Here is an 18,219-nt window from a genome sequence, read left to right on the forward strand (position 1 = left end):
CCGGCCCTTCCGGCCCACCCGGGAGGGCTCTCGCACGCCGCACACGCCAAAGGCCCCCAGCCGAAACGGCTGGAGGCCTCGGAGACGGTGCCCCCGGCAGGATTCGAACCTGCGACACCCGCTTTAGGAGAGCGGTGCTCTATCCCCTGAGCTACGAAGGCAGGGGCTTGTCGGAAACGTTGCCGGAAACCCCAGAGGGATCGCCCGGCTGCTTCGACAAGCGTGCTGGTCAGATGACGTGCGTTTGCCCGGGTGGAGATGCCCTTGCGGACACCTTTTCCCGGCATACGCCTGGTAGTCGACTGACCGCTGACAGCCTAGCGGATCGTGCTGGGAGTGGGCGCATGGATTGCTGCAGGAGCGGGTCTGAGGCGAGGGCATGGCCGTGACCTGGCAGTTCTGAAGGCCAGGGGGCGTGCGCGCGGAGGCTGGGTGCGCGGTGAGGGCGCAGAGGGACGGCTGCGGCGTCCGTTCTGTCTGGTTGCCCCCTGCGGGGGCGTAAATGGGGCGACGGCCGCACCCTCGGGTGGGTGCGGCCGTCGTCGGGTTGAGGTGTATGTCAGGAGCCGAGGAGCCCCTGTGGGCGTTGCTGCGGGCCTCGAGGTGAATCCGGTGGCTGGTGGCGTTCTGCGAGAGGGCGAAGCCCAGGACGAAGATCTTCTGACGCTCGACGCCGTAGGCGATCACGCGGTGATTCCAGAGGCTGAGGTCGAACTGGTTGTGCACTCCGAGTCGGCGCGGTAGGGGCAGAGGAGTTGATTGGTGGGGCTGGCCTGAGGGATCTGCTGTAGGTATTCGGCTCGGTGGAAGCCGCGCTCGGTGTCGCTCTTGAGGCGCGGGCCGGTGTCGGTGGAGCGGAGGGCCCGGTCGGCGGGGGTGGTGGTGATGCCCACGGGGACGCGGTAGTCGCGATCTCCGTGCCGGCAAGGAGTCTTGAGGACGTGGTACCAGCGGTTCTTGGTGGCTCCGGCCCGGTGCTCAAGTCTGATGATCGGGACGGGTTCGAGGATGCGGGTGCCGTCATCGATGCGGCCTTGGTCGCACCAGAGCTCGTGGCCGCTCCTGCAGGGGTTGATGCGTTCGTAGAAGACCGGGGCGACGGATCCGTGCTGCTTGTTTATGGCCAGCAGCCCGTTCCGCGCGAGGGCATCGCGGTGGACGCCGCGGAAGGCACCGTCGTAGACGACGCCCATGCAGCGGGGCAGCGCCTTCTTCAGCATGCGGAACTGCCTGACCGCGATGGCGTCTTTGCTTGTTCTTTGAGTTGTCCGCAGTTGCAAACGATCGGTCGCGGTTAGGGTCGTATGGCTGCGAGCGCAACGGGAGGGGACGCGGTGGGCGACGAGGGCAAGATCCTTGACATCAAGACGGCGGATCTGAAGGCGACAGCGCCGGTGTTCCACGAGCAGAGCGAGGCTCTCGGCACCGCCCTGGGCGCGCTTCGTGCGTCGCTGGCAAAAGCGGGGGCTGCCTGGGGAGACGACGGTCCGGGCAAGGAGTTCCACGCCAAGTATGGGCCGATTGTTGCTCGGATCGAGGAGTCTGCGGACATCCTCAAGGAGGGCCTGGCGAGCATCCACATGGCGATGACCGACATGGCTGACGGGCACATAGAAAACGATGCCCTGGTCGGGGCCATGTTCCGCAAGGTTGCCCCTGCACCTCACGGGGGATCGGACGGCCCGGGGCACCAGCGGTGAGTACTGGTGACAAGGTCCGGGAGATCGTCACCGACGTCACCGGAATCGAGTGGCCCGCCGCTGACGTCGGCAAGCTGCGTGCTATCGCGAACGCCTGGCGGACGTTCGCCGACGACATGGAAGACGTCGCGGCAGCCGCCAACAAAGCCGCTCAGACGCTGATTCACAACAACACCGGTGAGGCCATCTCGGCGTTCGCCGACCCCTTCTGGGCCCGCTATTACCACGACAAGAAGGGGTGGCTCCAGGACCTCGTCGACGGGCCTCGTTCCTTGGCGGCCGGGATCGACCAGTACGCCGATGCCGTGGCTGACGCGAAGAAGAAGCTCGACCGCGAACTGGAGATTGCGGGCGCGGTCATCGTCGCCGGCACGGCCCTGGCGTTCTTCACCCTCGGCGCGACCGAGGTCGCCGCGGCGGCGGCCACCGCCACCATTGTCGAGTTGGCGGCAACGGTGGGCGTGGCTCTCACGACCGAGGTCGCCACCATCGCCGGCACCGTCTTCGCGACCGCGGCCATCGCGGGCATCGAATCTGTCACCGTCGACCTCGCCGTTGCACAACCGCTCAAGATAGCCGCGGGGCTGCAGACCGGCTTCAACCTCGACGAGGCACAGGATGCCGGAGTCTACGGAGGCCTTACGGGCGGAGCCTTCGGCGGAGCGGGGAAGGCGTTCCAGCTCGCGAGGGAGGGTGGTGGATGGACCAGTCTCCTGGGAGGTGTCCGTCTGCCGGGCTACACCCCGGAGTTCGCGCTGCCCAGCGGGCTCGCGGTCGAGGCGGGCGATCTCGGCATGCTCCTCCGCGACGGAGAGCCGAACGCCTGGCCTCGAAGCAAGCGCAAGGGGCCAGTCAATCCCAAGTACCGTGCGGATATAGCGGGAGACGAAGGAAACAACGGCTCGCATACCATCGAGCGGCACGTGACGATGACGACACGCGACCTGCGTGCACGTCTGCGAAGCAACCCCGGAATGGGTGCGGCATCCCGATACATAGACGAGACCTCTGCTCAGAGATTCACTGATGCCGCGATGCTCAAACACCAGAAGGAGATCGGCGAATGGCTCGCTAACCCCAAGAGGAAGAAGATGGACTTCTCTGAGCACTTCGACGAGGCAACCGGGATGAGCCTGACCCGGGAAAACTTCAAACGCGGAACCGCCGCACAATGGGTGAACGGAGTGCAAGTGGTCCTGAAGCGTGATCCATCCGCTGCGAGCGGCTACCGAGTCCTCACTTCATATCCCATTCCATAGCGCGAGAGTAAGGCATGAACAGGTGACACCGTCGAACGATCGTTTCCGTGAGCTGCGCCAGCTGTTGCGCTCCTATGAAGTGACCGGCTACGTCTTCGATGACACGGACGACCGCAGCGGAGCTGCGCTCAGCGCCTACCTCAGGCAAGCAGCGATCGACCCCGCGCGCGCAGCCGAGGCGGCAGCCGAAATCGACGACCTCCTCCAAACCGGTCTGTTCAGCGAAGAGATCGCGGATGACGTCGACCTCCTGCCCCACATCCACCCTCCCCATGGGAAGACGGTGGAGGGCTGTCTTGCCGTGATCGGCGGGCACCTCCGGCAGTTCCTCGCGGAGCCGGCGGCTCCCTCCCAGACGCCTCCTCAGACCGCATGGGAATGGAAAGAACGTTTTCCTGAACTCTCGCACCTGCTTGGAGCGTACTTCCACCAAGATTTCTCGCTGGAGTACTCCTCGCACAGGGAGGCTCTGGACGACTACACTTCAGATACTTCGGAGAGTGACCTCCGACAGTTGTCGGACGAGATCCGTGAATTCCTGAGCCTCAATGAATCAGATCAACTGCTCAAGAAGTCGGCGGCGACACTGGGGCTCAGTATCCTCCCGCCGAAGGGCGTGCGGCTGCGCCAATGGCTGGCGGATGTGCGGGAGATCGTTCTCCACCAAACGCAGGGATGAATGGCGGGTAGTCGGCACGGCTTGGCGGTCGATACCTGGCTCGCCCTGCCCGGCCCTGCCTTGCCGGCAACACCCGCAGGCCCGAGGCGCGTTTCGCGTACCGGGCATGCCGGCGCGGGCCGCGGGCGTGCGGGTGATCTTGGCTCGGGCGGGGGCGTGCCCCGGAGCGGCCGGGTGGCTGCTTCCGGGGCATGGGCGTGGTGTGGCTGTCGGTGGATCAGCGGTTGTCGTACAGGCCGAACATGTCGATCACCAGGTGGGCGGGCTGCCAGCCCCGGTTCCAGAAGTCGATGATGCCGTTCTTGCCGGTGCTCGCCTGGACCAGGTTCGGGACGGTCGCGCCCTTCGTCCAGTTCAGGTTGGAGGAGTTCGGCGGAGTCGGCATGACCGCGGTGTCGTTGTCGTACTGGCCGCTGGTGTTCGGGTCGGGGGAGACGGTGAGGTGGCCGTCGCCCTGTGTGTCGGTGACCGTCGTGTTGAGGACGTAGCCCTTGACCGAGGGGCGGTCGTCGGCCAGCGGCAGGTGGATGTAGTCCTGCCCGGGGAGCGGGGCGAGCCAGTCCCGGGAGTCGTACAGCCGGGTCGGTGCCACCGGCAGGTACGCGGCCTTGCTGTCGCCGCTGTAGTAGCCGACGACGTCCACGATCACGTCGGTCGGGCTCCAGGAGCCGTTACGGAAGTTGATCTTCCCGTCCGGGCCGACCGGCACGATCACCGAGTTGGCGACCGTCCGGCCGGCGGTGAAGTTGAGGTTCGACGTGGAGGGCGCCTGCCGGCCGCCCGGGAAGACGGTCAGGTGGCCGGAGCTCTTGGGGCCGGTGACGGTGACGTTGAGGGCCACGGCCGTGACGCCCGTGCCCGGCACGCCGGCCTGGCCGGCGATCTGGACGGCGAAGGTGCCCTGTCCGGCGACCTGGCCCCTGGCGGTGCCCAGTCCTTCCCGGCTGTCGACGACGCGGGTCGGGTCCAGCGAGGTGTAGCCGCTGGCGGCGGAGCGGGTGAAGTACCCCGTGACGTCCGCGATCAGGTCCACCGTGCCCCAGCTGCGGTTGGCCAGCTCGACGTAACCGTCCTCGCCGACCGGCACGATCGCCAGGTTCGGAACGGTCTGCCCTGTCACGAAGTTGACGTTCGACGCGTTCGGCCGCTCGGTGCCCGACGGGTAGGCCGAGATGTGCCCGTCGGTGGCGGCGTTGGTGACGGTGAGGTTGAGGGCCACGGCTGTCACACCGGCCGGAATGCCGCCGTTGCCGCCGACCTTCACCCGGGTGGTGCCGTTCGGGGCGACGGCCTGGGCGCCGGCCGCACCGGTGCCGTCCCGGGTGTCCAGCAGCCGGGTCGGGGCGTGCGGGATGAACTCCGAACCGGCCACCGTGATGTCCATGCTGTTGGTGGCGGTCACGTTGTTGTTCAGGTCGGTCAGGGTGACCGTGACCGTGTGGGCGCCGACCTCGGCGTAGGTGTGCTTCGTGTCCAGCGTCTTGTTGTCGGTGGTGTAGTCGGTTTCGGTCTCGCCGTCACCCCAGTTGATCTCGATGCGGATCGCGGTGACGAAGCTGGTGCTGACGTAGGACGTGAGCTCGATGCCGTGTGCGCTGGTGCCGGAGGCGCTCAGGCCGACCGCGAGCCCCGGGTTGTCCCGCACGCTCGCGGACTGCGGAGCGGCGTTCGCCGCGCTCCCCTTGCCGGACGGGGCGGAGACGGCCTTGCGGACGGAACGCTCGGCAGGGCTGCGGAAGGTGGCGGACTTGGCGGCTGCCTCCTTCACGGCTGCATCGTTCACCGAACCCGCCTTTGCCGAAGCGGCATTGGCGGACGCGCCGTGAGCACGGCCCGCGGACGGGCCGGCCGCCTGGGCCGTGGCCGGCACGAGACCAATGGCTGCCGCAACGACGGCAGCAGAAAGCATGATGCGGTGACGATGCACCGGACCCCCCCGGGTTGTTGCACTTATGCGTTGAACTTATGCGTTGAACTTGTTCAACGATCATGTGCGATCAGCGTACACAGCCCTTACCGGGGCCAGCCTCATACGGGCAGGTCCCACTTGCCGGGGGCGAACTTGGTGTTCTCGCCGCGCTGGAGCAGGACGACGCGGCGGGCGGCCCTGTCGTGGACGATGACGGCGGCCACCAGCAGGGTCATCGACGCGAGCGCCGGCTCCAGGGCCCGGGGGCGGTCGTCGTCGGTCGGCCGGGTCACTGAAGTCCCTTCGCAGGAGCGGTCGTTGGTCTGCATGCTAGGCGAGGGCCGGGCGGGTGGCCGTCCTCGAACCCCGCCGCGCTCCCCGGCCCGGCTCCCGGAGCGGCCGCGCCGGGCCGCCGGAGGCCGCCCCCTCACGATCAGCCGGCCGCCGCCGGGCCGCGCGATCAGCGCAATTCCGCGGGATTCGGTTTGACGGCGGCGGGCCCGGTCGATGGGACCCGTGACCGCCGGACGACGAAGGAGAGCCCCGCATGGACTTCCTGCGCCCTGCCACCTGGGAGGAGGCGCTGGCCGCCAAGGCCGAGTACCCCACGGCCGTACCGATCGCGGGCGGCACCGACGTCATGGTGGAGATCAACTTCGACCAGCGCCGTCCCGAGTACCTGATGGACCTGAACCGCATCCGGAGCCTGCGGGAGTGGGAGGTCGGCGAGGACGCCGTCCGGCTCGGGGCGGGCGTGACGTACACGGAGATCATCGAGAACCTGCGCGGGGAGCTGCCGGGGCTCGCGCTCGCCTCGCACACCGTCGCCTCCCCGCAGATCCGCAACCGCGGCAGCGTCGGCGGGAACCTCGGCACGGCCTCCCCGGCCGGTGACGCGCACCCCGCGCTGCTCGCCGCGGGAGCGCAGGTGGAGGTGGAGTCGGTACGGGGCTCCCGGCTGATCCCGATCGACGCGTTCTACACCGGCGTCAAGCGCAACGCCCTCGCCGGCGACGAGCTCATCAAGACCGTCCACATCGCCACCGCGGACGGCCCCCAGCAGTTCTCCAAGGTCGGCACCCGCAACGCCATGGTCATCGCCGTCTGCGCCTTCGGCCTGGCCCTGCACCCCGCGACACGCACCGTGCGTACGGGCATCGGCTCGGCGGCGCCGACCCCGGTCCGGGCCGTGACCGCCGAGGAGTTCCTTGCCGCGGCGCTCGACGAGGGCGGCCTCTGGGAGTCCGGCGGGGCCATCGCCCCCTCGGTGGCGCGGCAGTTCGGGGACCTCGCGGCCGCCGCCTGCAACCCGATCGACGATGTCCGCGGCACGGCCCGCTACCGCCGCCATGCGGTCGGCGTCCTGGCCCGCCGCCAGCTCGTGTGGACCTGGGACGAGTACCGCGGCCGCGGCCCTACAGCCCCATCGGGACGTGCAGTTCGACCGTGACCTCCACCTCCACGGGCGCGTCCAGCGGCAGCACCGCCACGCCGACCGCGCTGCGCGCATGGATGCCCGCGTCGCCGAAGGCGGCCCCGAAGAGCTCGCTCGCGCCGTTGACCACGTACGGCTGGCCCGTGAAGCCGGGGGCGCTGGCGACGAAGCCGACCACCTTGACCACACGCTTGACGGCCGACAGGTCACCGGCGACCGACGAGATCGCGGCGAGCGCGTTCAGCGCGCACTGCCGGGCCAGCTCCTTGCCCTGCTCCTGCGTGATCCCGTCGCCGACCTTGCCGGTCAGCGGGAGCGCCCCGTCGACCATCGGGAGCTGCCCGGAGGTGTGGACGTAGTGCCCGCTGAGCACCGCGGGTACGTACACGGCGACGGGCGCGGGAGCCGGCGGGAGGGTGAACCCGGCCGCGGCGAGACGTTCCTCCGGGGTGCTGGTCATGGTGGGACTCCTTGGGGTAGGGCGGGCGGTAACGGCCCCGGGGGCCGTCGGCCGTCACGGGCGGGTGATCCGGACCTGGAAGCTGCCGTCGCGCAGTTCGCCCACCACGGAGATGCTGATGTCGGCCTTCTCGTCGGTGAAGGTCTCACCCGGCCGGAACGGGGCGTCCGACAGTTCCCCGTGCACATTGGGCCGCCGTGTGCAGCCGCCGCTCCCAGCCGAGCTGTCCGCGACCGTCACCGGCCCCCGCCCGGTGTCCACCTGCGAGTCGACCTTGTAGACGAGGACGCCGGGTTTGCAGACGGCCTCGTCGTTCCCGGCGCGGGTGCGCACCTCCACCGCGTATCCGGAGCTCTCCGTCAGCGGCACGAAGGCCAGTTTGGTTCCGCCCTCCACCGCCAGGGAGGTGAGGACGTGGTCGCTGACGCCCGATTTCGAGGCGCAGCTGATCTGGGAGCTGTCCAGCCAGCCCAGCTTCCACTTGTGCCAGCCCAGCAGGTCGTTGTTGGCGCCCCAGTCCTCGCTCATGATGTCCCAGTGCCCGACCGCGCCGCCGCCGTCGGCGGTGTAGAGGTCGGGCAGGCCGAAGACGTGCCCGTTCTCGTGCGGCAGGACCCGGTAGCCGGTCTCCCGGTAGGAGCCCGAGCCGTCGTCCTGCCGGCTGTAGACGAAGGACGTGTTCGCGAGCGGGACCCCGTCGGCCGTCGGGGCCTCGGCGTTTCCCGAGAAGGTCACCGACAGGACGGTGTCCAGGGCGGAGGGCCCGGCGTTCGGGGTGACCAGGATGTTGATCAGGTCGTAGCGGCTGAAGTCCACCTCGGAGTCGGCGGCCTTCGCGATGTGCTCGACGAGCTGGCGGTAGCCGGGCTCGTACGCGGAGCCGCGGCCGATCCCGTACGCGGCGAAGGGCATCGGCATGCGCAGCCAGGTCCGTATGGGCGCCTCGGGACGGTAGCTGAGGCGGCCGTAGGAGCTGGTGCGGAACCAGTCGGAGGTCCGCGGGAAGAACTCCGCCATCCGGTCCATGGCCGTGCCCTCGCCCTTGGCGTCGGGGAAGTCGATCATCAGGTTCAGCGCCCGGACCTCACCCGTCGAGCGGGAGTATCCGGGCGGCGTCGGCAGGCCCTCGGACATCTGTACGCCCATGGCGCCGGTGATCCGGCAGGGTGCCAGTGCCGATTCGGCGTTCGCGGCCACCGGGCCGGCCGCGGAGTGGCTGTGCCCGGCGATTCCGGTGCTCGCGGTGGCCGTGATCCCCAGGGCCAGCGCGATGAGGCCGATGTAGGCGCAGGCGCGGTGATGTCGGCGTATCCGGTGGCGGGTCTGCGTCATGGAGATCGCCTTCGGGTCCGCGGCAGCCGGCCGGGCCCGGTCTGCTCTCCGTGCGATCACCCTCTGTCGACAGCCGCTCACCCGCGCGCCGGGTGCGGCCGAACGGGAACGGGGCGGTGACTCAGGTCACACGTGGGGGTGAAATAACCGGGGACGCAATCCCCGTTTGTACGAGGGTCCACGAAGCGGGGACCGGCTCCCCGTTTACCGGGGCCCGCCGGACCCCTCCGGACGGTCCCGTACGCACCCCAGGTCCAGGGAGGCCCCGGAATGAAGCGCTCCGACACCGCCCCGGCGGCCGTGCCCGCCCCGCCGGCCCTGTCCGTCGCGTCGGCCCCGTCGCCCTCGGTCGCCCCCGCGGCGCCCGTGGACCTGTCCGCCGCGGCTCCGGCGCCCGCGGGCCCGACGGCTCCAGCGCCCGCGGGCCCGACGGCTCCGGCCGCCGAGCGGGTCCCGCGTCCGCGCGCGGACGCCGTGCGCAACCGGGAGCGGATCCTGGTGGCCGCCCGCGAGATGTTCGTGGAGACCGGCTGCAGCGCCCCGTTCGACGAGATCGCCCGCCGGGCGGGCGTGGGCAACGCCACCGTGTACCGGCACTTCCCCGACCGGGCCGCGCTCGTCCACCACGTCGTGCTCTACGTGATGGGCCGGGTGGCCGCCGAGGCCGAGGAGTCCCTCGCCGTCGAGGCCGACCCCTTCGCCGCGCTGTGCCGCTTCACGCACGCGGCCGCGGACGAGCGGATCGGCGCCCTGTGCCCCATGCTCGCCGGGGACTTCGACCGCGAGCACCCCGAACTCCTCGCCGCCCGCGCCGGCTTGGAGGGGGCGGTGGAAGCCCTGGTGAGGGCGGGCCAGGAGGCCGGTCTGATCCGCACCGACGTCGGGGTCGGCGACCTGATGGTCGCCCTGTCCCAGCTCAGCCGGCCCCTCCCCGACATCACCTGCGTGGACGGGGACATGTTCGTCCACCGTCATCTCCAGCTGTTCCTCGACGGGTTGAGGGCCCCGGCCCGCTCTGTACTGCCGGGTTCGGCGGCCACCCTTGAGGACCTGAGGCAGAAAACCATGTGACGCCCCGGGGTCGCGCCCGATAGCGTCGAAATCCCGAGCAAAATACGCCTTTTTCAGTCATTCCGCACAGTGAAGTGGGTACCCCCATGCCAAAAACAGCCGCGGCACCCGTACCGGTGGCCGACCCCAGTCGATGGAAGGCCCTGGTCTTCATCGCCCTGGCGCAGTTGATGGTCGTGCTCGACGCGACGATCGTGAACATCGCCCTCCCGTCCGCCCAGACCGACCTCGGCATCTCCGACGGCAACCGCCAGTGGGTCATCACCGCGTACGCGCTGGCCTTCGGCGGCCTGCTGCTCTTCGGTGGCCGCATCGCCGACAAGTGGGGGCGCAAGAACGCCTTCGTGGTTGGCCTGACCGGCTTCGCCCTCGCCTCCGCGCTCGGCGGCGCCGCCAACGGCGAGGCGATGATGCTGGGTGCCCGCGCCCTCCAGGGTGCCTTCGGCGCACTGCTGGCGCCGGCCGCCCTGTCCCTGCTGGCCGTCATGTTCACCGACGCCAAGGAGCGCGCCAAGGCCTTCGGCATCTACGGTGCGATCGCCGGCGGCGGTGGCGCCGTCGGCCTGATTCTCGGCGGTTTCCTCACCGAGTACCTCAACTGGCGCTGGACCTTCTTCGTCAACATCCCGTTCGCGATCGTCGCGGCCGTGGGCGCCTGGCTGGTCATCCGCGAGCCCGTCGGCGGACGCAACCGCGCACCGCTCGACATCCCCGGCGTGATCCTCTCCACCCTCGGCCTCGTCGCCCTGGTGTACGGCTTCACCCGCGCCGAGTCGGCCGGCTGGTCGGACCAGGTGACGGTGGCCATGTTCATCGGCTCCGCCCTGCTGCTCGCGGCCTTCGTCTTCGTCGAGTCCAAGGTGAAGTCCCCGCTCCTGCCGCTGCGCGTCCTGCTGGAGCGCAACCGCGGCGGCGTGTACCTCTCGCTGGGCCTCGCCGTCATCGCGATGTTCGGCCTGTTCCTCTTCCTCACGTACTACCTCCAGGTCGTGAAGGGCTACTCGCCCGTCAAGACCGGTTTCGCCTTCCTGCCGATGATCGCGGGCATGATCACGGGTTCCACCCAGATCGGCGCCCGCCTGATGACGCGGGTCGCGCCGCGGCTCCTGATGGGCCCGGGCTTCCTGCTCGCCGCCACCGGCATGCTGATGCTGACGCAGCTGGAGGTCGGGTCCTCCTACCTGGCGCTGATCCTGCCCGCGCAGCTGCTGCTGGGCCTCGGCATGGGTACGGCGTTCATGCCGGCCATGTCGATGGCCACGCACGGGGTGCAGCCGGCCGACGCCGGTGTCGCCTCCGCCATGGTCAACACCTCGCAGCAGGTGGGCGGCGCGATCGGCACCGCCCTGCTGAACACGATCGCCGCCTCGGCGACGACCGCGTACCTGACCGACCACGCCGCCCAGGCGGCGGCGGGCGGCCCGGCGGCGAAGCTGATCCAGGCCCAGGCGATGGTGGAGGGCTACTCCAGCGCCATCTGGTGGGCGGTCGGGATCCTGGTCACCAGCGCGGCCATCGCCCTCACCCTGATCACCACGGGCCGTCCGGGCGCGGGTGGCCCGGTCGCCTCCGGCGGCATGAAGGGTGCGGACGCGGACGCCGAGTTCCAGGTGCCGGTGATCGCCCACTGACGGGGGCCCGGGGCTGCCGGGAATGACTGACGACCCCGTGTCGTTCAAATTTGAACGACACGGGGTTAGTCTGTTGTCAGGGGCCCGTTCCGCGCCCGTGCATGCGACCGCCGGCCCGTGCCGACGCATCCCCAGGCCCGCGCCGACGTACAAGGAGCACCCCGTGACCACCACCGAGCACCGGAACCCCGCCCCGGCCCGCATGCCCGCGCTGTACCTGAGCCACGGCGCTCCGCCACTGGCCGACGACCCGGTCTGGCCGGGCGAACTGGCGGCCTGGTCCGCGGGCCTGCCCCGCCCCCGGGCGATCCTGATGGTCTCCGCGCACTGGGAGGAGGCCCCGCTCGCCCTCGGCGCGACGGAGCCGGCCCCCCTGGTCTACGACTTCTGGGGCTTCCCGGAGCACTACTACCGGGTGCGCTACGACGCCCCCGGCGCGCCCGCGCTGGCCGCCTCCGTACGGGCGCTGCTCCAGGGTCCCGGCACGCCGGTGCAGGACATCCCGGACCGCGGCCTCGACCACGGTGCGTACGTCCCGCTGGTGGAGATGTTCCCGGAGGCCGACATCCCCGTGCTGCAGATGTCGATGCCGACGCTCGACCCGCGCCGCCTGATGGACATCGGCCGCAAGCTGGCGCCGCTGCGCGAGGAGGGCGTGCTCATCGTCGGCAGCGGCTTCTTCACCCACAACCTGGCGGCTCTGCGGCACTCCGGTCCCGGCGTGCCGTCCTGGTCGGCTGAGTTCGACGCGTGGGGCCGCGAGGCACTGGGCGCCTGCGACATCGACGCCCTGCTGGACTTCGAGGCCAAGTCCCCGGCGGGCCGGCTGGCCCACCCCCGCACGGAACACTTCGCCCCGCTCTTCGTCACCCTCGGCGCGGCGGACGCCACCGGTGACCTCGGCCGCCGCACGGACGCGGTGGACGGCTTCTGGATGGGCCTCTCGAAGCGCTCCCTCCAGTTCGGGTGACCGCGCAGGCAACCGGACGGCGCCGGGCGCCGTCTTCAAGGACGGGAGTGCAGCCACGGCCGGCGCTGTTCCGAGGTGCGGCGCCCGGGTCTCGACCCCGCGCCTGACCTGCACCTCTTCGAGCTCTCACGGTGCTGTGCGCCCCTCCGGGGAAGCGGGTGGCGGGGCAGGATACTGCAAGATCTCGAAAAGGAGGGACCGGCGTGGGAATTCTGTCCCGATTCCAGTCGTTGTTTCCTTCGGCAGGGGGCACTCGGGAGAGTGTCCGGGAACGCACAGCCGCGTTCCAGCAGCCGCACCGCGACCGAACTTTTGCAAGGGAGCACGCATGGCAACCCGCGCCGTCGCCCGCCGTCAGTCCACGGGCAGCGCCCGCGCTGCAGGCGGGGAGATCGCCGACCGCGACCTGGTCGGCATGTACCTGGACGAGATCGCGCGCACCCCGCTGCTCGACGCCGCCAAGGAAGTGGAGCTCTCGCAGATCATCGAGGCGGGCGTCTACGCCCAGGAGATCCTCGACGGCGAGATAGAGCGCGAGGGCGACTCCCCTTCGCGTGCGGAGCTGGAAGCCCTGGCCGCCGAGGGGGAGCGGGCCAAGGAGATCTTCATCCGCTCCAACCTCCGCCTCGTCGTGGCCGTCGCCCGCCGCTACCCGCGCAGCGGCCTGCCCCTGCTCGACCTGATCCAGGAGGGCAACGCAGGCCTGGTGCGCGCCGTCGAGAAGTTCGACTACGCCAAGGGCTTCAAGTTCTCCACGTACGCCACGTGGTGGATCCGCCAGGCCATCACCCGCTCCATCGCCGACCAGTCCCGCACCATCCGCCTCCCCGTCCACCTCGTCGAGGAGCTCGGCCGGATCCGCCGGATCCAGCGCGAGTTCAACCGCGAGAACGGCCGGGACCCGGACCACGCCGAGATCGCCGCCGAGCTCGACTCGACGGAGAAGCGCGTGAGCGACGTACTGGACTGGGCGCGCGACCCGGTCAGCCTGAACATGTCCGTGGACGACGAGGGCGAGACCCAGTTCGGCGACCTCCTGGAGGACACGTCGGCGATCTCCCCGGAGCAGTCCGTCCTGTCCCTGCTGCGCAGCGAGGAGCTGGAGGACCTGCTGGGCAAGCTGGACCAGCGCACGGCGTCGATCATCAAGATGCGCTACGGCATCGACGACGGCCGCGAGCGGACCCTGACGGAGGTCGGCAAGCAGCACGGCCTGACCCGCGAGCGGATCCGCCAGATCGAGAAGCACGCGCTGCTGGAGCTGAAGCGGATGGCCGGCGCGTCGGGCTTCGACGCAGTGGCCTAGCCGGGCCCGCGCGAGCCCCCTGTACGAGCCCCCGGTGCCTATCCCCCCCAGGCGCCGGGGGCTCTCTCCGTCTCCCGGGCTACGCCCCCCTCTCCGGACCACGCCCCCTCTCCGGCTACGCCCTCTTTCCGGCTAAGCCCCCGCCGCGGAGGCCAGCCGCGCGGCCAGCTCCCGCGCCGCCACGGCCAGGAACTCCGGCGCGTGCACGGTGAACGGCACGCCGATCAGCGCAAGCCTGGCCACCAGCCACTCCGGGGAGTCCCCGCTCTCGAAGCACACCCTGGTACCCCCCGGCTCCGCCACCGCCGCATCGCGCAGCCACGGCGGCAGGGCCTCCGCCTCCGCCGCGAGGACGACCTCCACCCGGTACGTCTCCGCGCCCCGCACCCCCCGCCGTACGAACTCCTGCGCGTCCATCGGCAGCTCCCGCGGCGCGAACCGGGCGCCCGTCGCGAACGGCTCCGCCACCCGGTCCACCCGGAACGTCCGCCAGTCCTCCCGCTCCAGGTCGTACGCCACCAGGTACCACCGGCTCCCCGTGCTCACCAGCCGGTACGGCTCCACCAGCCGCCGCGACTGCACCCCGTCCCGCGCCCGGTACGCGAACCGCAGCCGCTCCCGCCCCGCCACCGCCGACGCCATCGTCGTCAGCGTCCGAGGATCCACGCTGGCCCCGTCGCCCCGCGCCAGGGCGACCGTGGCCGACTGGAGCGAGCTCACCCGGTGGCGCAGCCGGCTCGGAAGCACCTGTTCCAGCTTGGCCAGGGCCCGTACGGACGCCTCGTCCACCCCCTCGACGGCGTGCCCGGCCCCCGCACGCAGGCCCACCGCGATGGCCACCGCCTCCTCGTCGTCCAGCAGCAGCGGCGGCATCGCGGCCCCCGCCACCAGCCGGTACCCGCCTTCCGGGCCCAGAGTGGCCTCCACCGGATAGCCGAGCTCCCGTAGCCGGTCGATATCGCGCCGGATCGTCCGGGCACTGACCCGCAGCCGCTGCGCCAACTCGCTCCCCGGCCACTCGCGCGGGGTCTGGAGGAGGGAGAGCAGGGTGAGCAGGCGAGCCGGAGTGTCGGTCATGTCACCAGCCTGCCAGCGCATTAGGACACCAACTGACCTACATGCCGTCTAGGTTTTCTTCATGACCACCGAGACGTCCCAGACATCGCCCGAAAGAAAGAACGGGCCCGTACGAGAAGAGCGGAACTCCCCCCTGCCCGACCACGCCCCACCCGCAGCAGCCGACCCGGCGCCGGCCGACCGCCGCCGCTGGCTCGCTCTCGCGATCGTGATGACCGCGGCCTTCATGGACCTGGTCGACGTCACGATCGTCAACATCGCGATACCCCGGATGCGCACGGACTTCCACGCCTCCACCAGCGCCATCCAGTGGATCACCGCCGGATACGCCCTCGCCTTCGCCGCAGGTCTGATCACCGGCGGCCGTCTCGGTGACATCTACGGGCGCAAGCGCCTCTTCCTGATCGGCATCTCCGGCTTCACCGCCGCCTCCCTCCTGTGCGGGATCGCCGCCAACCCCGACATGCTCGTCGCCTCCCGCATCCTCCAGGGCGGCATGGCGGCCATGATGGTCCCGCAGGTCCTCGCGATCATCCACGTCACCTTCCCGCCGAACGAGCGCGGCAAGGTGTTCGGCATGTTCGGTGCGATCGTCGGGCTCGGCGCCGTCTCGGGCCCGATGCTCGGCGCGCTGCTCAGCGAGGGCAACATCCTCGGCCTCGAATGGCGCCCGATCTTCCTGATCAACCTGCCCGTGGGCATCGCCGGCGTGATCCTCGGCCGCAAGTACATCATCGAGTCCAAGGCCCCCAAGGCCCTGCGCCTCGACCTGGTCGGCGTCGTGATCGCCACCCTCGGCCTGGTCATGCTGATCTTCCCGCTGACCCACGGCCGGGAGAACGACTGGCCGCTGTGGGGCTTCCTGTGCATGGGCGCCGTGCCGTTCGTCTTCGCGGGCTTCATCGCCTACGAGAAGTACAAGATCCGCAAGGACGGCTCCCCGCTGGTCGAGCTGTCCCTGTTCAAGGTCAAGAGCTTCGCCGGCGGTATCGCCGTCCAGCTCACCTTCGGCATCGCGACCGGCATCTTCTTCCTGGTGTGGACCCTCTACATGCAGATGGGCCTCGGCTGGAGCGCGCTGCGGGCCGGCACCACCGGTATCCCCTTCTCCATCGCCGTCTCGGTCGCCGCGGGCATCTCGGTGCAGAAGCTCGTACCCCGCTTCGGCCGCAAGGTGCTCCAGGCGGGCGCCCTGACCATGGCCGCGGGCCTGCTCCTCTACATCTGGGAGTCCGGGCACTACGGCATGGACATCGCCTCCTGGCAGATGGCGGCGCCGCTGGTGGTCATGGGCATCGGCATGGGCCTGATCGTCGCCCCCCTCACCGACACCGTGCTGTCCGAGGTGCCGCGTGAGCACGCGGGATCCGCATCCGGGCTCATCAACACCACCGGCCAGATGGGCAACGCCCTGGGCCTCGGCCTGACCTCCGTCGTCTTCTTCGGCCTGATCGACGACGACATGGTCCTCGGCAAGCCCTACGTCGACGCCTTCCACGGCGCGCTGTGGTGGATCGTCGCCGTCCTCGTCGTGATCTTCGCGGTGATGTTCATGCTGCCGCGCAAGGCGCTCCCGCCGGAGCAGCGCGAGGGCGCCACGCAGCCCGCCGGGTCGGCCCCCGAGCCGGTCGCGGCCCCGGCCGCCTAGGCTCCGCCCGCGTGCGCACCGACGGGCATGTCCGCCTCCCGGGCGGGCATGCCCGTCGCCGTTCGCCTCACTGCACGCGGGTGCGGTGCTCCATCGCCCCGCGGGCCGCCGCCTCGCTCTCGTACACCTCGCACATGTGGCGGCCGTCGGGCGTCGCCGTGTGCTCGACCTCCCACAGGCTCACCTCGCTGCCGTCCAGCAGCACGAACGAGTGCTCGTACAGGCTGAATCCGGCGCCCCGCCCGTCCGGCAGGCACTGCCGGGTGCCGAACGCCTGGGTGATCTGGTGCGCGTACGCCGAGCGCAGCAGCGCGGCCACCTGCTCGCCGGGGCGGTCCGCGTTCTCCGCGCGGCGCAGCACCCGCCGGGCGTGGTCCGCGGACTGCTCCACCGCGTACTCCCGGTGCCGGTGGGCCGGAGTGGAGGCGGCGAACAGCGCACTCAGCGCCGGCGCCTCGCCGTCCGGTTCCTCCTGGCCCGCGGCCGCCGCAGGATCGGCCACCGCACCCTCCCCGAACAGCCGGGACACGGCCAGGCAGGCCTCCGCCTTGCTCGTGAAGAGCTCGTGCCGGACGGCCCGGTCGTCCCGCAGCCGGTACACCAATTCCCACAGCGAGGCGGAACCGCCGTCGGCCAGCAGGTAGGTGTGCCGGTGGGTCTCCCGCCACAGTCCCGCCGCCGGGCTGTGGTGGGTGGTGTAGAGCGAAGAGCTGTGGGCGAGCGCCGTGCCGAGGCGCTCGACCAACCGGTCGGGCAGGTCGAAGGAGTTGAGGGCGCGGCCCAGGAGTCGCGCGAGGTGCGCCTCGGTTGTCTCGTACGGATCGCTCAAGGTGGGTCTCCAGGCCGTCGCAGCTTGTCACTTCGCGGAAGCACAACGTAGCCCCTGGCTCTGACATCACGTCCGGGGTTCGGTAAAACGTCCGGGAAGTACCGGCGGTTCCCGCCACCCCTTCAGGTCAACTTGCAAGGGGAGGAGCATGGTTCGCCCGGGTCTGTGGTGAAGCGCGGGACGATGGGCCGTATGGCAACGAACACAGTGGGCGTCCCCCGCCAGCAGAGCCGCCCCCGCAGACCTCACGAAGACGAACCGGCCGCAGCCCCCGCGCGGTTGGCCTGGCTGCTGGTCCTCACCGGCGCCGCCGGGCTGCTGGCCTCCTGGGTGATCACCCTCGACAAGTTCCTGCTGCTGGAGGACCCGGACTTCAAGCCCGCCTGCAGTCTCAACCCGGTCGTCTCCTGCGGCAGCGTCATGCAGAGCGAACAGGCCGCGGCCTTCGGCTTCCCCAACCCGATGCTGGGGCTGGTCGCGTACGGGGTCGTCGTGTGCGTCGGCGCGGGCCTGCTGGCCGGCGCCCGCTACCACGGCTGGTTCTGGCTGGGACTGAACGCCGGGACCCTCTTCGGCACCGGGTTCTGCGCCTGGCTCATGATCCAGTCGCTCTATGAGATCAACGCGCTCTGCCTGTGGTGCTCCCTGGCCTGGGTGGCCACACTGCTGATGTTCTGGGCGGTCACCGCACACACGGTCCGCACCGGCCTGCTGCCGGCGCCCCGGCCCGTGCAGGGCTTCTTCACCGAGTTCGGCTGGGCTCCGCCCGTCCTGCACATCGGTGCGATCGGGATGCTGGTCCTCACCCGGTGGTGGGAGTTCTGGACCGGCTGACGGCGCCCGGCCGGCCCCCGCGGGCGCCGGCACGGCCGAGGGCCCCGGCAGCTGGTGGCTGCCGGGGCCCTCTTCACTT

At 70.4% G+C, this 18,219-nt stretch carries 16 protein-coding genes, 1 tRNA gene and 1 pseudogene; 10 read left to right on the forward strand and 8 right to left on the reverse strand.

What is annotated here, in order from left to right:
- Positions 1-88: 88 nt before the first annotated feature.
- Both AC0666_RS16310 and AC0666_RS16315 read right to left on the reverse strand, forming a co-directional pair.
- Positions 89-161: transfer RNA gene (locus tag AC0666_RS16310), tRNA-Arg, on the reverse strand.
- A gap of 522 nt (positions 162-683) precedes the next feature.
- The gene (locus AC0666_RS16315) at positions 684-1,220 is read right to left on the reverse strand and encodes a hypothetical protein (RefSeq protein WP_478707791.1); all 537 of its coding nucleotides are present in this window, start codon (positions 1,218-1,220) and stop codon (positions 684-686) included.
- Positions 1,221-1,334: 114 nt separating this feature from the next.
- On the opposite strand from AC0666_RS16315, the gene AC0666_RS16320 reads away from it, so the two are divergent.
- Genes AC0666_RS16320 through AC0666_RS16330 form a run of 3 tightly spaced genes read left to right on the forward strand, consistent with a single transcriptional unit; the run spans position 1,335 to position 3,638 of the window.
- Complete coding sequence (locus AC0666_RS16320; RefSeq protein ID WP_478707792.1) at positions 1,335-1,700, forward strand: WXG100 family type VII secretion target; 366 nt, start codon at positions 1,335-1,337, stop codon at positions 1,698-1,700.
- The gene (locus AC0666_RS16325) at positions 1,697-2,959 is read left to right on the forward strand and encodes an RNase A-like domain-containing protein (RefSeq protein WP_478707793.1); all 1,263 of its coding nucleotides are present in this window, start codon (positions 1,697-1,699) and stop codon (positions 2,957-2,959) included. Before AC0666_RS16320 ends, AC0666_RS16325 begins: the two co-directional genes overlap by 4 nt.
- 22 nt (positions 2,960-2,981) lie before the next feature.
- Complete coding sequence (locus AC0666_RS16330; RefSeq protein ID WP_478707794.1) at positions 2,982-3,638, forward strand: contact-dependent growth inhibition system immunity protein; 657 nt, start codon at positions 2,982-2,984, stop codon at positions 3,636-3,638.
- Between the two features lie 217 nt (positions 3,639-3,855).
- On the opposite strand, the gene AC0666_RS16335 is transcribed toward AC0666_RS16330, so the two are convergent.
- Together AC0666_RS16335 and AC0666_RS16340 are read right to left on the reverse strand one after the other, a co-directional pair.
- On the reverse strand, positions 3,856-5,421 hold the full coding sequence (locus AC0666_RS16335) for a hypothetical protein (protein ID WP_468969959.1): 1,566 nt from the start codon (positions 5,419-5,421) through the stop codon (positions 3,856-3,858).
- Between the two features lie 248 nt (positions 5,422-5,669).
- Positions 5,670-5,876, reverse strand: a pseudogene (locus AC0666_RS16340) (NUDIX domain-containing protein); the annotation flags it as partial.
- A 218-nt stretch (positions 5,877-6,094) separates the two neighbouring features.
- Here AC0666_RS16340 and AC0666_RS16345 point away from each other — a divergent pair.
- Positions 6,095-6,997 carry an FAD binding domain-containing protein gene (locus AC0666_RS16345; protein ID WP_468969956.1) on the forward strand — a complete coding sequence of 301 codons (903 nt, stop codon included), beginning with the start codon at positions 6,095-6,097 and terminating at the stop codon, positions 6,995-6,997.
- On the opposite strand, the gene AC0666_RS16350 is transcribed toward AC0666_RS16345, so the two are convergent.
- Complete coding sequence (locus tag AC0666_RS16350) at positions 6,963-7,442, reverse strand: RidA family protein (RefSeq protein WP_468969953.1); 480 nt, start codon at positions 7,440-7,442, stop codon at positions 6,963-6,965. The two genes, AC0666_RS16345 and AC0666_RS16350, sit on opposite strands and share 35 nt — an antisense overlap.
- Before the next feature lie 54 nt (positions 7,443-7,496).
- Positions 7,497-8,774 carry a M6 family metalloprotease domain-containing protein gene (locus AC0666_RS16355; RefSeq protein ID WP_468969950.1) on the reverse strand — a complete coding sequence of 426 codons (1,278 nt, stop codon included), beginning with the start codon at positions 8,772-8,774 and terminating at the stop codon, positions 7,497-7,499.
- Between the two features lie 270 nt (positions 8,775-9,044).
- On the opposite strand from AC0666_RS16355, the gene AC0666_RS16360 reads away from it, so the two are divergent.
- The 4 genes from AC0666_RS16360 to AC0666_RS16375 all read left to right on the forward strand — a co-directional run bounded on the left by AC0666_RS16360 (position 9,045) and on the right by AC0666_RS16375 (position 13,752).
- On the forward strand, positions 9,045-9,845 hold the full coding sequence (locus AC0666_RS16360) for a TetR/AcrR family transcriptional regulator (RefSeq protein WP_478707795.1): 801 nt from the start codon (positions 9,045-9,047) through the stop codon (positions 9,843-9,845).
- Between the two features lie 86 nt (positions 9,846-9,931).
- Complete coding sequence (locus tag AC0666_RS16365; protein ID WP_468581851.1) at positions 9,932-11,476, forward strand: MFS transporter; 1,545 nt, start codon at positions 9,932-9,934, stop codon at positions 11,474-11,476.
- Positions 11,477-11,678: 202 nt separating this feature from the next.
- Positions 11,679-12,446 carry a dioxygenase family protein gene (locus AC0666_RS16370; RefSeq protein WP_468970508.1) on the forward strand — a complete coding sequence of 256 codons (768 nt, stop codon included), beginning with the start codon at positions 11,679-11,681 and terminating at the stop codon, positions 12,444-12,446.
- A gap of 328 nt (positions 12,447-12,774) precedes the next feature.
- A complete protein-coding gene (locus tag AC0666_RS16375) occupies positions 12,775-13,752 on the forward strand; it encodes a sigma-70 family RNA polymerase sigma factor (RefSeq protein ID WP_361712996.1) in 978 nt (325 codons plus the stop codon).
- A gap of 132 nt (positions 13,753-13,884) precedes the next feature.
- Here AC0666_RS16375 and AC0666_RS16380 read toward each other — a convergent pair whose 3' ends face one another.
- Positions 13,885-14,829 (reverse strand): helix-turn-helix transcriptional regulator, encoded by a 945-nt coding sequence (locus tag AC0666_RS16380; RefSeq protein WP_478707796.1) that lies wholly within the window; start codon positions 14,827-14,829, stop codon positions 13,885-13,887.
- A gap of 61 nt (positions 14,830-14,890) precedes the next feature.
- Between AC0666_RS16380 and AC0666_RS16385 the strand changes: the two genes are divergently transcribed.
- Positions 14,891-16,477, forward strand: coding sequence for an MFS transporter (locus tag AC0666_RS16385; protein WP_468969940.1), 1,587 nt, complete (start codon positions 14,891-14,893; stop codon positions 16,475-16,477).
- Between the two features lie 67 nt (positions 16,478-16,544).
- Here the strand turns inward: AC0666_RS16385 and AC0666_RS16390 are convergent, their stop codons facing one another.
- A complete protein-coding gene (locus AC0666_RS16390) occupies positions 16,545-17,306 on the reverse strand; it encodes a DUF6227 family protein (RefSeq protein ID WP_468581854.1) in 762 nt (253 codons plus the stop codon).
- A 192-nt stretch (positions 17,307-17,498) separates the two neighbouring features.
- Between AC0666_RS16390 and AC0666_RS16395 the strand changes: the two genes are divergently transcribed.
- Entirely contained in the window at positions 17,499-18,140 is a 642-nt protein-coding gene (locus AC0666_RS16395) for a vitamin K epoxide reductase family protein (protein ID WP_468969937.1), read from the forward strand.
- Positions 18,141-18,219 lie beyond the last annotated feature (79 nt).

This window comes from Streptomyces sp. NPDC043680 (genome assembly GCF_056436685.1).

Coding starts and splice junctions, on each gene's coding strand:
- AC0666_RS16315 (WP_478707791.1), bottom strand. CDS start 1,220: ATGCTGAAGAAGGCGCTGCCCCGCTGCATGGGCGTCGTCTACGACGGT.
- AC0666_RS16345 (WP_468969956.1), top strand. CDS start 6,095: ATGGACTTCCTGCGCCCTGCCACCTGGGAGGAGGCGCTGGCCGCCAAG.
- AC0666_RS16350 (WP_468969953.1), bottom strand. CDS start 7,442: ATGACCAGCACCCCGGAGGAACGTCTCGCCGCGGCCGGGTTCACCCTC.
- AC0666_RS16355 (WP_468969950.1), bottom strand. CDS start 8,774: ATGACGCAGACCCGCCACCGGATACGCCGACATCACCGCGCCTGCGCC.
- AC0666_RS16360 (WP_478707795.1), top strand. CDS start 9,045: ATGAAGCGCTCCGACACCGCCCCGGCGGCCGTGCCCGCCCCGCCGGCC.
- AC0666_RS16365 (WP_468581851.1), top strand. CDS start 9,932: ATGCCAAAAACAGCCGCGGCACCCGTACCGGTGGCCGACCCCAGTCGA.
- AC0666_RS16370 (WP_468970508.1), top strand. CDS start 11,679: ATGCCCGCGCTGTACCTGAGCCACGGCGCTCCGCCACTGGCCGACGAC.
- AC0666_RS16375 (WP_361712996.1), top strand. CDS start 12,775: ATGGCAACCCGCGCCGTCGCCCGCCGTCAGTCCACGGGCAGCGCCCGC.
- AC0666_RS16380 (WP_478707796.1), bottom strand. CDS start 14,829: ATGACCGACACTCCGGCTCGCCTGCTCACCCTGCTCTCCCTCCTCCAG.
- AC0666_RS16385 (WP_468969940.1), top strand. CDS start 14,891: ATGACCACCGAGACGTCCCAGACATCGCCCGAAAGAAAGAACGGGCCC.
- AC0666_RS16395 (WP_468969937.1), top strand. CDS start 17,499: ATGGCAACGAACACAGTGGGCGTCCCCCGCCAGCAGAGCCGCCCCCGC.